Origin of the sequence: Streptomyces sp. NPDC048337, assembly GCF_043201175.1 — a bacterium.
In the GTDB taxonomy this organism is placed as follows: domain Bacteria; phylum Actinomycetota; class Actinomycetes; order Streptomycetales; family Streptomycetaceae; genus Streptomyces.
Map to the genome: position 1 here is coordinate 149564 of NZ_JBICYR010000006.1, position 12547 is coordinate 162110.

At 71.7% G+C, this 12547-nt stretch carries 10 protein-coding genes, 3 tRNA genes and 1 pseudogene; 7 read left to right on the forward strand and 7 right to left on the reverse strand.

Going from position 1 to position 12547, the window contains the following annotated elements; translation table 11 throughout:
• From ACGFYU_RS12600 to ACGFYU_RS12610, 3 genes are all read left to right on the forward strand, one after another.
• Window positions 1-822, forward strand: a complete 822-nt coding sequence (locus ACGFYU_RS12600; RefSeq protein ID WP_393827269.1) for a glucose 1-dehydrogenase — start codon at window positions 1-3, stop codon at window positions 820-822.
• A gap of 197 nt (window positions 823-1019) precedes the next feature.
• Complete coding sequence (locus ACGFYU_RS12605; RefSeq protein ID WP_393827270.1) at window positions 1020-3095, forward strand: molybdopterin oxidoreductase family protein; 2076 nt, start codon at window positions 1020-1022, stop codon at window positions 3093-3095.
• A gap of 85 nt (window positions 3096-3180) precedes the next feature.
• Window positions 3181-3837: a DUF6445 family protein gene (locus tag ACGFYU_RS12610; protein WP_393827271.1), complete on the forward strand. Its 657-nt coding sequence runs from the start codon at window positions 3181-3183 to the stop codon at window positions 3835-3837.
• Here the strand turns inward: ACGFYU_RS12610 and ACGFYU_RS12615 are convergent.
• The 3 genes and pseudogenes from ACGFYU_RS12615 to ACGFYU_RS12625 all read right to left on the reverse strand — a co-directional run bounded on the left by ACGFYU_RS12615 (window position 3834) and on the right by ACGFYU_RS12625 (window position 4974).
• Window positions 3834-4118 carry a hypothetical protein gene (locus ACGFYU_RS12615; protein WP_393827272.1) on the reverse strand — a complete coding sequence of 95 codons (285 nt, stop codon included), beginning with the start codon at window positions 4116-4118 and terminating at the stop codon, window positions 3834-3836. The genes ACGFYU_RS12610 and ACGFYU_RS12615 overlap by 4 nt on opposite strands.
• 76 nt (window positions 4119-4194) lie before the next feature.
• A pseudogene (locus ACGFYU_RS12620) lies at window positions 4195-4374 on the reverse strand (nucleotidyl transferase AbiEii/AbiGii toxin family protein); the annotation flags it as partial.
• 153 nt (window positions 4375-4527) lie between these two features.
• A complete protein-coding gene (locus ACGFYU_RS12625; RefSeq protein WP_393827273.1) occupies window positions 4528-4974 on the reverse strand; it encodes a hypothetical protein in 447 nt (148 codons plus the stop codon).
• Window positions 4975-5208: 234 nt separating this feature from the next.
• Between ACGFYU_RS12625 and ACGFYU_RS12630 the strand changes: the two genes are divergently transcribed.
• The gene (locus ACGFYU_RS12630; protein WP_393827473.1) at window positions 5209-6210 is read left to right on the forward strand and encodes an RNA polymerase sigma factor; all 1002 of its coding nucleotides are present in this window, start codon (window positions 5209-5211) and stop codon (window positions 6208-6210) included.
• Window positions 6211-6307: 97 nt separating this feature from the next.
• On the opposite strand, the gene ACGFYU_RS12635 is transcribed toward ACGFYU_RS12630, so the two are convergent.
• The 4 genes from ACGFYU_RS12635 to ACGFYU_RS12650 all read right to left on the reverse strand — a co-directional run bounded on the left by ACGFYU_RS12635 (window position 6308) and on the right by ACGFYU_RS12650 (window position 11993).
• Window positions 6308-8230, reverse strand: coding sequence for an ABC transporter ATP-binding protein (locus tag ACGFYU_RS12635; RefSeq protein ID WP_393827274.1), 1923 nt, complete (start codon window positions 8228-8230; stop codon window positions 6308-6310).
• The gene (locus ACGFYU_RS12640; RefSeq protein WP_393827275.1) at window positions 8227-9960 is read right to left on the reverse strand and encodes an ABC transporter ATP-binding protein; all 1734 of its coding nucleotides are present in this window, start codon (window positions 9958-9960) and stop codon (window positions 8227-8229) included. Before ACGFYU_RS12640 ends, ACGFYU_RS12635 begins: the two co-directional genes overlap by 4 nt.
• A 154-nt stretch (window positions 9961-10114) precedes the next feature.
• A complete protein-coding gene (locus ACGFYU_RS12645) occupies window positions 10115-11605 on the reverse strand; it encodes an FGGY family carbohydrate kinase (protein WP_393827276.1) in 1491 nt (496 codons plus the stop codon).
• 85 nt (window positions 11606-11690) lie between these two features.
• Window positions 11691-11993: a YtxH domain-containing protein gene (locus ACGFYU_RS12650; protein WP_393827277.1), complete on the reverse strand. Its 303-nt coding sequence runs from the start codon at window positions 11991-11993 to the stop codon at window positions 11691-11693.
• 145 nt (window positions 11994-12138) lie between these two features.
• Between ACGFYU_RS12650 and ACGFYU_RS12655 the strand changes: the two genes are divergently transcribed.
• The 3 genes from ACGFYU_RS12655 to ACGFYU_RS12665 all read left to right on the forward strand — a co-directional run bounded on the left by ACGFYU_RS12655 (window position 12139) and on the right by ACGFYU_RS12665 (window position 12544).
• Window positions 12139-12211, forward strand: a tRNA-Asn gene (locus ACGFYU_RS12655).
• Window positions 12212-12216: 5 nt separating this feature from the next.
• Window positions 12217-12289: transfer RNA gene (locus tag ACGFYU_RS12660), tRNA-Asn, on the forward strand.
• Window positions 12290-12470: 181 nt separating this feature from the next.
• Window positions 12471-12544, forward strand: a tRNA-Ile gene (locus tag ACGFYU_RS12665).
• Window positions 12545-12547 lie beyond the last annotated feature (3 nt).

Genomic DNA, 12547 nt, shown 5'->3' on the forward strand with positions numbered 1-12547 from the left:
ATGCCGATTAGTCATATACCGATCTGTCAGTGCGAGCAGAGGTGTGGAACCGTGGCTGTTGTGGATCTGAGCGGCAAGGTCGTCGTCATCACCGGTGGAGCCCGCGGACTGGGCGCGGCGGCGGCGCAGGCCGTCGTGGACGGCGGCGGCAGGGTGCTGATCACCGACGTCCTGGAGGCGGAGGGCGCGGAGACGGCCGCGAAGCTCGGCGCCGCGGCACGGTTCATCCGGCACGACGTGACGAGCGAGGCCGACTGGCAGGCGGTGCTGGAGTACGCGGTCGCCGAGTTCGGCGGCATCGACGGCCTGGTGAACAACGCCGGCATAGCCACCGGCCAGTTCCTGGAGCACGAGAGCGTCGAGCACTTCCGCCGGGTCGTGGAGGTCAACCTGGTCGGCGTGTTCATCGGCATCAAGGCCGCGATCCCGCTGCTCCGGGCGCAGGGCGGCGGCTCCATCGTCAACATCTCCTCCGCCGCCGGCCTCACCGGCCTCGCGCTGACCGCCGGGTACGGCGCGTCCAAGTGGGGCGTGCGCGGCCTGTCCAAGATCGGTGCGGTCGAGCTCGCCGAGGCGAAGATCCGCGTCAACTCCGTCCACCCCGGGATGACGCTGACCCCGATGACCGCCCCCGTCGGCATCCAGGCGGGCGAGGGCAACTACCCCGGCGCCCCGCTGGGCCGCGTCGGCGTCCCCGAGGAGATAGCCGCCGCGGTCGCCTTCCTCCTCTCCGACGCCGCCGGCTACATGACGGGCGCCGAACTGGCGGTCGACGGCGGCTGGACCGCGGGCCTGACCGTGAAGTACCTGACGGGCCAGTGACCCGCCCACCGAGCCCGGCGCCCACCGCCGGAAACACGCATGCCTCCGCCGGGGCCGGATCATGTACGTCGAGATCCTCGACCGGTCCCCGATGCGCCGGGCCTCACCGCAGGTAGCGGGCGGCGCTGAGGCAGAGCACCCGGACTTGTAACGCGAGGCGGCGGCCGGTGTAACACCGCCGACCCACGCTGGACCGTATGCACACCTCGGACGCTCCCACCGCCACGCACTGTCCCTACTGCGCGCTGCAGTGCGGGATGAACCTCCGACCCGAGCCGGGCGGGGTGGGCGTGGCGGTGGAGGAGCGAGCCGACTTCCCCGTCAACCGGGGGGCGCTGTGCGGCAAGGGCCGTACCGCCCCCGCCGTGCTCTCCTCCCGGGTGCGCCTGACCGAGCCGCTCGTCCGCACCCACGCCGGGACGCTCGAACCGGCCACCTGGGAGGAGGCCCTCGACGCCGTCGCCGCGGGCCTCGCCCGGACGGGGGGCGCGTACGGGCCCGACGCCGTCGGGGTCTTCGGCGGCGGCGGGCTCACCAACGAGAAGGCCTACGCGCTCGGCAAGTTCGCCCGCGTCGCCCTGCGCACCTCGCAGATCGACTACAACGGCCGCTTCTGCATGTCCTCGGCCGCCGCCGCGCACCAGCGGGCCTTCGGGCTCGACCGGGGCCTGCCCTTCCCGCTGGAGGACATCCCCCGCACCGGCTGCGTGATCCTGGTCGGCTCGAACCTGGCCGAGACCATGCCGCCCGCCCTGCGCTACCTCACCGAGCTCAAGGCGAACGGCGGCACCCTGATCGTCATCGACCCCCGCCGCACGCGCACCGCCGACCAGGCCGACCTGCACCTCGCCCCGCGCCCCGGCACCGACCTCGCGCTCGCCCTCGGCCTGCTGCACCTCGTCGTCGCGGAAGGCCGCACCGACGAGGAGTTCATCGCCGGGCGCACCACCGGCTGGGAGGAGGCCCGGGCGGCCGCCATGGCCCACTGGCCCGAGCTGGTGGAGCGCATCACCGGCGTGTCCGTACCCAGGCTCCGCCAGGCGGTCGAGATGTTCTGCGCCCCGGAATCCGCCATGGTCCTCACCGCCCGCGGCCCCGAGCAGCAGTCCAAGGGCACCGACACCGTCGGCGCCTGGATCAACCTCTGCCTGGCGACCGGCCGGGCGGGCCGACCGCTCTCCGGATACGGCTGCCTCACCGGCCAGGGCAACGGCCAGGGCGGCCGCGAGCACGGCCAGAAGGCCGACCAGCTCCCCGGCTACCGCAAGCTCACCGACCCCGCGGCCCGCGCGCACGTGGCCGAGGTCTGGGGCGTCGACCCCGACTCCCTCCCCGGCCCGGGCCGCAGCGCCTACGAACTCCTCGACGCCCTCGGCACGGACGTGAAGGCCCTCCTCCTCATGGGCTCCAACCCGGTCGTCTCGGCCCCCCGCGCCGCCCACATCGAGGACCGCATCCGCTCCCTGGACTTCCTCGCCGTGGCCGACGTCGTCCTCTCCGAGACCGCAGCCCTCGCGGACGTGGTCCTCCCGGTCACCCAGTGGGCGGAGGAGACCGGCACCACCACCAACCTGGAGGGCCGCGTCCTGCTCCGCCGGCGCGCCCTGACCCCGCCACCGGGGGTCCGCGGCGACCTGTACGTCCTGCACGAGCTCGCCGCCCGCCTCGGCGTGGAGAAGGGCTTCCCCACCGCCCCCGAGGAGGTCTTCGAGGAGCTTCGCCGCGCCTCGGCGGGCGGCCCGGCCGACTACTCCGGCATCTCCTACTCCCGCATCGAGGCCGAGCAGGGGGTCTTCTGGCCCTGCCCCGAAGGCTCTGCCGGTACGGAGCGCCTCTTCCTGGACCGCTTCGCCACCGACGACGGCCGGGCCCGCTTCGTCCCCGTCTCCCACCGCGAGGCCGCCGAGGTCCCCGACGCCGAGTACCCGATCCTGCTCACCACCGGGCGCGTGGTCGCCCAGTACCAGTCCGGCGCCCAGACCCGCCGGGTGGACGAGCTCAACGCGGCCGCCCCCGCCCCCTTCGTCGAACTCCACCCCCGCCTCGCCGCCCGCATCGGCGCCGTCGACGGCAGCCCCTTGGCCGTCACCTCCCGCCGCGGCCGCGCGGTGGCCCCGGCCCGCATCACCGACGCCATCCGCGCGGACACGGTCTTCATGCCGTTCCACTGGCCGGGCGAGGGCCGCGCCAACACCCTGACCAACCCCGCACTGGACCCGGTCTCCCGGATGCCGGAGTTCAAGGTCTGCGCGGTCCGCGTGGAGCCGGCGTAGCGCAGAGGGGCCACACCATCTCTTGCCGCAGTCTTGGCCGCCGCTTTGGCGAGGGGACCTCGGGAGGCGAACTACGGTTCCCGCCATGCCCTTACGCACCCTCCCGTACCGCAAGCCCACCCGCGGCCGCGACTACTGGGTCCTGGACGAGGTCCTGCCCGACGTGGACTCCGTACGGGCCCGCTGCCTGGCGAAGGACGACTGGGTCCAGGGCGCCCCGCACAAGCCCGAGCCCTGGCCGGGCCTGCGCGCCATGCCCGCACTGGAACCCCCCGAACTGGCCCGCGTGGAACGGCTGGTGCGCCAGGCCACCGGCGCGCGGCGGATCTGGCCCGAGAACCCGGCCGGCGCCGGGACCTTCAACCACAACTGCGTCCAGGTCGTCGGCAAGGACGAGTGCGAGCCCCGCCCGCACACCGACTCCCGCACCGTGTGCCGCTACGCCGCCGTGCTCTACCTCAGCCCGGACACCCCGAAGGACTGCGGCACCAGCTTCTATCGCCAGCACCTCCCGGGCGGCGGACTCGGCGGCAACCAGGTCCTCGCCCCGCACAACAACCTGGTCGACGCCCTCGGCACCCGTTTCGTCCCCGCGGACTCCTTCACCGAGGACGTCCGCGTCCCCCACCGCTACAACCGCCTGCTCCTCTACTCCGCCAACCTCATCCACAGCGCGACGGGCTACTGGGGCACGACCCTGGAGGACAAGCGCATGACGGCCGTCTTCTTCTGGATGGCCTAGACCTCCCGCCCGTCGAAGGTGGGCGCCAGGGCGGCCAGCAGGCGCTCGACGTATTCCTGTTCCGAGCTCGCGAGCTGCGGATACTCGGCCGCGAAATGGCGCCACTCCCAGCCGACGCTGCCGTACGCGGCGATGTCCTCCAGGGTCACCGCCGTGTTCGGGAGCGGGCGCTCGGGAGCCGGCCGGAAGACCTCCTCCAGCAGCGGGTACGGCAGCGCGTACCGCTCCGCGAGCAGGACGGCGTCGTACAGGTCCTTCCCCTGGGGGTGCGTGTCGCTCACCAGCCGCAGCAGCTTCCGGCGTCTCGGGCAGCCGCTCGTTGAACACGAAGTCGAGCTGGACCTGCCCGGCGGGAAGTCCCGGCACCTGCCAGGGCAGCACCATCCGCATCCCCGGCACCCGGTCGTACGTCCAGATGTCCTCGCGGATCGCCCCGGAGCCCTTGATCCCGGCCCGGCCGGCCGCGGCCGCCGCGATGCCGTCCAGCATCCGCGCCGTCCGCCCGTCCCCGATGTCCCAGCTCCGCGGTACGACCACGAAGTCCAGGTCGCCGGGCTCCCGCGCGGGAAGTGCTTCAGCGAGGGGTCGAAGACAGCCCGCTGGCGGACGTCGTCGCCCGCCACTGGCCGCAGTGTCAGCGGAAGTTCGCGCTCCGCGCGCGTCTCGTCGTCCAGCGGCTCCCTGGGCAGCTCATCGGGCTGCCATCCGAACTCCCGCCACGTCATCGGACGGCCCCCTCCTCGATCCACCCGACAGGGCCCGGCGGGCGTTCCACGACAGGTGCGCGCCGTGCGGGAGCACCAGGGACTCCAGGGCCGCGCGGTCGAAGTCCGGCGCCAGCAGCAGCTTGACGTGGTGCTCGAAGTAGCCGCCGCCCGGACCCGGGCGGTCCGTGCTCCACGGGACCGTCTCCACCTTGACCCGCACCGGGTAGAAGCCCGCCTCCCGCAGCGCGGGGACGAGGGACTCGTGGCCGGTGCGGTCCCGGAGGGTCAGCATCGGCTGGGGGACCATCCGGCCCCGCGCCAGCAGGATGTGCGTCACCTTCAACTCCCGCGCCCCGGCCCACGCGTCGAGACGGGCCAGGGTCTCCGGGGCCGGGCAGTCCACCGTGACGTGGGTTTCGTACTCGTACATGGAACCGATCTTGTCGGACATCCGTCCGGTCGGCATCGGGATTCCCGCCGGGGGGTAACCATCCGGTCACGCACCGAGTGCAGAAAATGCTCGCACGCCCCTCGTGGCAGCGATGTGTCGTACCCCACACTGAGTTGCGGTGCCTGAGTCCTCGGACCCCTGGAGGTCGCCCCCGTGCAGACCCAGACCCAGCCCCTGACCGTGACCGATGAGCCCGAGCGCGAGGCCGAGGCCATGGACGAAGAGCCAGAGCCCCTCGAGCTGATCGAGCAGGTGCCCACACAGCGCAGGCGCGCAGCCGACGGCGACCGTGCGGGCGGAGCGGGTCCGTCCGCCGATCTGTTCCGGCAGTACCTGCGCGAGATAGGCAGGATCCCGCTGCTCACCGCCGCCGATGAGGTCGACCTCGCGCGGCGCGTCGAAGCCGGGCTGTTCGCCGAGGAGAAGCTCGGCAGCACCCCCGACCTCGACTCCCAGCTCGCCGTCGACCTCGACCGGCTCGTCGTCATGGGCCGGATGGCCAAACGCCGGCTCATCGAGTCGAACCTGCGGCTGGTCGTCTCCGTCGCGAAGCGCTACGTGGGCCGCGGGCTCACCATGCTCGACCTCGTGCAGGAGGGGAACCTCGGGCTCATACGGGCCGTTGAGAAGTTCGACTACGCCCGCGGGTACAAGTTCTCCACCTACGCCACCTGGTGGATCCGCCAAGCCATGTCCCGGGCCCTCGCCGACCAGGCCCGGACCATCCGCGTGCCCGTCCACGTCGTCGAGCTGATCAACCGCGTCGTGCGCGTCCAGCGCCGCATGCTCCAGGAGCGCGGGTACGAGCCCACCGCCGAAGAGGTCGCCGTCCACCTGGAGTTGACCCCCGAGCGGGTCATGGAAGTGCTCCGCCTCGCCCAGGAGCCCGTCTCCCTGCACGCCCCCGTCGGCGAGGAGGACGACGTCGCCCTCGGCGACCTCATCGAGGACGGCGACGCCGCCTCGCCCGTGGAGTCCGCCGCCTTCTTCCTGCTGCGCGAGCACCTCGAAGCCGTGCTGTCCACCCTCGGCGAGCGCGAGCGGAAGGTGGTCCAGCTGCGGTACGGACTCGACGACGGGCGCCCCCGCACCCTGGAGGAGATCGGCCGGATCTTCGGCGTCACGCGCGAACGGATCCGCCAGATCGAGTCCAAGACCCTCAACAAACTGCGCGACCACGCCTTCGCCGACCAGCTGAGGGGCTACCTGGACTGAAAACTGAAAGACGGGACGGGACGGTACGAGGAACGGGAAAGGGGCGCCCCGAAGGACGCCCCCACCCGTCAAACCCGTCAAACCCGTCACACCCGCCTCAGTCGACCTCGGCGACCGCCTGCGCGAACTGCGCCGCGTACAGCCGCGCGTACGCGCCGCCGGAGGCCAGCAGCTCCTCGTGCGTGCCCTGCTCCACGATCGAGCCGCTCTCCATCACCAGGATCACGTCCGCGTCGCGGATCGTGGACAGCCGGTGCGCGATCACGAAGGACGTACGGCCGTGCGCCAGGCGCGCCATCGCCTTCTGGATCAGCACCTCGGTACGGGTGTCCACCGAGCTCGTCGCCTCGTCGAGCACCAGGATCACCGGGTCCGACAGGAACGCCCGGGCGATGGTGATCAGCTGCTTCTCGCCGGCACTGACGCCCGCGCCCTCGTCGTCCAGCACGGTGTCGTAGCCGTCCGGCAGGGTGCGGATGAACCGGTCCGCGTGGGCCGCCCGCGCCGCCTCCTCGATCTCGGCGCGCGTCACCTCGCGCGAAGCCCCGTACGCGATGTTCTCCGCGATGGTGCCGCCGAACAGCCAGGTGTCCTGGAGCACCATGCCGATACCGCCGCGCAGTTCCTCGCGGGTCATCTTCGAGATGTCCACGCCGTCGAGGGCGATCTCCCCGCCCGTGACCTCGTAGAACCGCATCAGCAGGTTCACGAGCGTGGTCTTGCCCGCGCCCGTCGGGCCGACGATCGCGACCGTGTGGCCGGGCTCGACGTTCAGCGAGAGGTTCTCGATCAGCGGCTTGTCCGGCTCGTAGCGGAAGGCCACCTTGTCGAGCGTGACCCGGCCGCGCAGGGTCTCCGGGCGCTCCGGAACCTCGGCGTCCGGCTCCTGCTCCGCCGCGTCCAGCAGCTCGTACACCCGCTCCGCCGAGGCGACGCCGGACTGCACGAGGTTCGCCATCGAGGCGACCTGCGTCAGCGGCATCGAGAACTGCCGCGAGTACTGGATGAAGGCCTGCACGTCACCGATCGACAGGGTGCCCGAGGCGACCCGGAGCCCGCCGACGACCGCGATCAGCACGTAGTTGATGTTCGAGATGAAGAACATCACCGGCTGCATGATGCCGCTGACCAGCTGCGCCTTGAAGGAGGCCCGGTACAGCGCCTCGTTCTGCTCGGCGAAGACGGCCGCGGACTCCTGCTGCCGGCCGAAGACCTTGACCAGGTTGTGGCCCGAGTACATCTCCTCGATGTGCGCGTTGAGCGCGCCGGTGGTCTTCCACTGCGCCACGAACTGCGGCTGCGACTTCTTGCCGATCTTCGCCGCGACGAAGATCGAGAGCGGTACGGTCAGCAGCGCGACCAGCGCCAGCAGCGGCGAGATCCAGAACATCATCGCGAGCACGCCGACGATGGTCAGCAGCGAGTTCATCAGCTGCCCCATCGTCTGCTGCAGCGTCTGGCCGATGTTGTCGATGTCGTTCGTGGCCCGGCTGAGCACCTCGCCGCGCTTCTGCTGGTCGAAGTACGACAGCGGCAGCCGCGACAGCTTCGCCTGCAGCTCCTCGCGCATCCGGTACACGGTGCCGTTCATGATGTGGTTCGACAGCCGCGTGGCGACCAGCATCAGCAGGCCCGCCAGGGTGAAGACCACCAGCGCCCAGATCGCCACGACCCCGACGGCACCGAAGTCGATGCCCTTGCCGGGGGTGAAGTCCGTGCCGGACAGCATGTCGGCCATGCCGCCGTGGCCCTCGGCGCGCATGCCGTCCAGCGCCTGCTGCTTCGTCAGGCCCGCCGGCAGCTCCCGGCCGACGATCCCCGCGAAGACCAGGTCGGTGGCCTCGCCGAGGATCTTCGGCCCGACGACCGCGCAGGCGACGGAGCCGACCACGGCCAGCACCATGCCCCAGATCTTGGCCCGGTCGTGGGCGAGCTGGGCCAGCAGCCGCTTGCCCGAGCCCTTGAAGTCCAGGGACCGCTGGGCCGGCCCCATCATCATGCGTCCTCCGGGCCCGCTCATGCGGCCTCCGCCTCCGTCAGCTGGGAGAGCACGATCTCCCGGTAGGTCTCATTGCCGGCCATCAGCTCGTGGTGGCGTCCCTCACCCACCACCTGGCCCTCGTCGAGGACGATGATCCGGTCGGCGTCGCGGATCGTGGAGACCCGCTGGGCGACGATCACCACGGTCGCGTCCTCGGTCTCGCGGGCGAGCGCCGCGCGCAGCGCCGCGTCCGTCGCGTAGTCCAGGGCCGAGAAGGAATCGTCGAAGAGGTAGATCTCCGGGCGCTGCACCAGCGTGCGCGCGATGGCCAGACGCTGGCGCTGGCCGCCGGAGACATTGGTTCCGCCCTGGGTGATCGGGGCCTCCAGGCCGCCTTCCAGCTCGGACACGAAGCCCTTGGCCTGGGCCACTTCCAGTGCCTGCCAGAGCTCTTCGTCGGTCGCGTCGGGGCGCCCGTAGCGAAGGTTGGAGGCGACGGTTCCGGAGAAGAGGTACGGCTTCTGCGGGACCATGCCGACCGTCTTGGCCAGCAGCTGCGGGTCGAGCCGGCGTACGTCCTCGCCGTCGACGAGCACCTCGCCGCCGGTGGCGTCGAAGAGCCGGGGGACCAGGCCCAGCAGCGTGGACTTGCCGCTTCCGGTGGAGCCGATCACCGCCGTGGTCTCGCCGGGGCGGGCCAGCAGGTCCACCCCGCGCAGCACCGGGGCCTCGGCGCCCGGGTAGCGGAAGTCGGCGCCGCGCAGCTCCAGGCGGCCGCGCGCGAGGAGTTTGCGTACGGGGTCGGCCGGCGGGACGACGCTGGACTCGGTGTCCAGGACCTCCTGGATGCGCTCGGCGCAGACCTCGGCGCGCGGCACCATCATGAACATGAAGGTGGCCATCATCACGGACATGACGATCTGCATCAGGTAGGCGAGGAAGGCGGTCAGCTGGCCGATCTCCATGCCGCCGCTGTCGACGCGCATCGCGCCGAACCAGATGACGGCGACGCTGGAGATGTTCACGACCACGATGACGGTGGGGAACATCAGGGCGAGGAGCTTGCCGGCGGCCAGCGAGACACCGGTGAGGTCCGCGTTCGCCTCCCGGAAGCGGTCCTTCTCGTAGTCGTCGCGGACGAAGGCGCGGATCACCCGGTTGCCGGTGATCTGCTCGCGCAGCACCCGGTTCACGGTGTCCAGGCGCTCCTGCATCTGGCGGAACAGCGGGCGCGTCTTGAGGACGATCGCGCCGACCGACAGGCCGAGCACGGGGACGACGGCGAGCAGGACCCCCGACAGCTTCACGTCGAGCGACAGCGCCATGGCGATGCCGCCGACGCACATGATCGGCGCCGAGACCATCAGCGTGAAGGTCATCAGCACCAGCATCTGGACCTGTTGGACGTCGTTCGTCGTACGGGTGATCAGGGACGGGGCGCCGAACTGGCCGAGCTCCCGGGCGGAGAAGCTCTGCACGCGGTCGAAGACGGCGGCGCGGACGTCCCGGCCGAAGGCCGCCGCCGTGCGGGCGCCGTAGTAGACGGCCCCGATGTTGCAGACGAGCTGGATGAGCGAGACGCCGAGCATCAGCGCGCCGAAGCGCAGGATGTAGCCGGTGTCCCCGTTGACGACACCGTTGTCAATGATGTCCGCGTTGAGCGTGGGCAGATAGAGGCTCGCGCTGGTCTGGAGCAGTTGCAGCAGGACCAGCAGGGCGATGGGTTTCCGGTACGGGCCCAGATGGGTCCGCAGAAGTCGTATGAGCACGCGCAGGCTCCGGTCGGCATGATCGAGGGGGTTCACCCCATCTTCGGCCAACCGGCCGCCCGATCCCCACCGGTTTTCGCAAAGCCCGGTCAAAAGGAGTAGGCGGCCTGCGACCCCGGCCCGGGGCGCCCGGCCGGATCGCCCCCGCGCCGGGCTAGAACGCCCCCGCGCCCGGCTGGAAAGCCCCGGCTCCCGGCTGGAACGCGCCGGGGTGGATCTGCTCGCGCGTCGCGATGTACTGCTGGCGCACCGCCTGCCACGCCGGGAACTCCTCGCCCGGCTCGAACACCTGCGCCGCGGGCTCCGGCCAGACCGGCGGGGTGTGCGGGGCCAGTGTGCCCTGCGCCACACCGAGCGCCCACGCCGCCTGGCGCGCCGCGCCCAGCACCGCGTAGTCGGCCGGCGCCGGCACGACGACCTGCGTCCCGAACAGCCCGGGCGCCGCGGCCTGCACGGCGGGCAGCTCGGCCGCCGCGCCCAGCAGGAACACCCGGCGGATCTCGACCCCGCGCGTGCGCAGCACGTCCAGCGCGTCCACCAGCCCGCACAGCATGCCCTCGAAGGCGGCGCGCGCCAGGTGCTCCGGCTTCATCGAGTCCCGGCGCAGCCCGGACAGGGTCCCGGCGGTGTGCGGCAGGTTGGGCGTCCGCTCACCCTCCAGGTACGGCAGGAGTACGAGGCCGTGCGCGCCGGGCGTCGACTTCAGCGCGAGCTCGGACAGCCCCTCCAGATCGGTGCCCAGCAGCTCGGCGGTGCCGCGCAGCGCCCGTACGGCGTTGGAGGTGTTCACCACCGGCAGGTGCATGCCGGCGGCGTCGGCCAGGGAGGTGATCAGGCCGCCCGGCTCCGACAGCGCCTCGTGGTGCACCGCCATCACCGAACCGGAGGCACCCAGCGAGACCACCGCGTCGCCGGGCCCGAGCCCCAGCCCGAGCGCGGCGGCCATCGTCTCGCCGGTGCCGGCGGATATGAGCAGCCCCTCGGGGGTGGTTCCGGCGGCCTCCGCCGGACCGAGCACCTCGGGCAGCAGCGCCCGGTGCCCGAGCGCGAGCTCGACCAGGTCAGGGCGCCAGGAACCGGTGGCCGGCGACCAGTACCCGGTGCCGGAGGCGCCGCCCCGGTCGGTCGTCCGCCGGGCCGGCCGGCCCAGCAGCTGCCAGACGAGCCAGTCGTGCGGGGACATCAGCACGGCCACCCGGCGGGCCGCCTCGGGCTCGGTGCGCGCCAGCCAGGCCAGCTTCGCCAGGGGCTGCGCCGCGTGCGGGACGGAACCCACCGCCTCGGACCACGCCTGCCGGCCGCCGAGGCCGTCGATGAGATCGGCGGCGGCCACCTGGCCGCGCTTGTCGTTTCCGACGAGGGCCGAACGGACGAGCCCGCCCTGCGCGTCGAGCGGCAGCAGGCCGTGCTGCTGCGCGGAGACGCCGATGGCCTGGACCCCTTCGAGGAGCCCGCCGCCGGCGGCCTCGCCGAGCGAGAGCAGCCAGGCCTGCGGATCGGTCTCATGCGGATTCGCGCCGTCCGGTTCCCCCGCGGGCTGTGGGTGGGGTGCGTACCCCTGGCGCAGCACGGCACCGGTCTCGGTGTCGCAGACGACGATGCGTGTGAACGCGGAAGAGCTGTCCAGCCCGGCGACTATCCCCATGCGGAGAATTCTGCCGCACGCCGGGCCGGTCTCCGCCGCCGCGGAGCCCCCGGAAACCTCACGGTTCCCGGAGGCCGCGGGAGTCTCAGGTGTTGCTGGTGCCCCAGTCGTCCTCGACGCCGACGCCGCCCCGGTCGCGCAGGACCCGTACCCGCCCGGCCAGCGAGCTCGGCACGGCGTCGCCGACCTTGTCGCTCACCGCGGCGAAGGCCTTCCCCGCGAACTCGCGCCCGGTCTGACCGGCCGTCTCGGCGGCATTGCGCACCACGGGGTTCTGCGCGAGCTCCCGCGCGGACTTCTTCATGGCCTCGTACCGCTCGCGCCCCGCCCGGGTTCCGAGCACGTACCCGAGGGCCAGTCCGACCACGAACGTGACCTTGTACCGCATGCCTGCCACCCTTCGTCGTGTGGTGCCCGGCCTGCTGTCGATACCGATTGGCGGAGCACCCCCCTGCTTGCGCTAATCTATGACTCGCAACGGGCGCTCGCCCCCCGGCAAGGCCGGAGGTGGGCTGTTCGATGCACCGCAGCAATCCCCTGTAGCTCAATTGGCAGAGCAGCCGGCTGTTAACCGGCAGGTTACTGGTTCGAGTCCAGTCGGGGGAGCGCGATCCCCTGTAGCTCAATTGGCAGAGCATTCGGCTGTTAACCGGAGGGTTGCTGGTTCGAGTCCAGCCGGGGGAGCAAGGAAGAAGAGGACCCCCGGGTCCTCTTCTTTTTTTGCCCTGGCCGGGAACCGGGCAGCCCTCAGCGCGGTCTCTCTGAACAGGCGAAGCCGATCATGCGAGGCATCCGAGGCAGGAGATCGTATGAGCGGCTATGCTGCGGCAGACGGCGCGCACACGTGTACGCGCCACGCCGTGAAGGGGCGGTAGCTCAGCCGGTTAGAGCAGCGGACTCATAATCCGTCGGCCGTGGGTTCGAGTCCCACCCGCCCCACTG

What these genes read in the sequence shown, in the direction of transcription:
- ACGFYU_RS12600 (WP_393827269.1), top strand. Translation starts at nt 1, where the DNA reads ATGCCGATTAGTCATATACCGATCTGTCAGTGCGAGCAGAGGTGTGGA.
- ACGFYU_RS12605 (WP_393827270.1), top strand. Translation starts at nt 1,020, where the DNA reads ATGCACACCTCGGACGCTCCCACCGCCACGCACTGTCCCTACTGCGCG.
- ACGFYU_RS12610 (WP_393827271.1), top strand. Translation starts at nt 3,181, where the DNA reads ATGCCCTTACGCACCCTCCCGTACCGCAAGCCCACCCGCGGCCGCGAC.
- ACGFYU_RS12625 (WP_393827273.1), bottom strand. Translation starts at nt 4,974, where the DNA reads ATGTACGAGTACGAAACCCACGTCACGGTGGACTGCCCGGCCCCGGAG.
- ACGFYU_RS12630 (WP_393827473.1), top strand. Translation starts at nt 5,209, where the DNA reads ATGGACGAAGAGCCAGAGCCCCTCGAGCTGATCGAGCAGGTGCCCACA.
- ACGFYU_RS12635 (WP_393827274.1), bottom strand. Translation starts at nt 8,230, where the DNA reads ATGAGCGGGCCCGGAGGACGCATGATGATGGGGCCGGCCCAGCGGTCC.
- ACGFYU_RS12645 (WP_393827276.1), bottom strand. Translation starts at nt 11,605, where the DNA reads ATGGGGATAGTCGCCGGGCTGGACAGCTCTTCCGCGTTCACACGCATC.
- ACGFYU_RS12650 (WP_393827277.1), bottom strand. Translation starts at nt 11,993, where the DNA reads ATGCGGTACAAGGTCACGTTCGTGGTCGGACTGGCCCTCGGGTACGTG.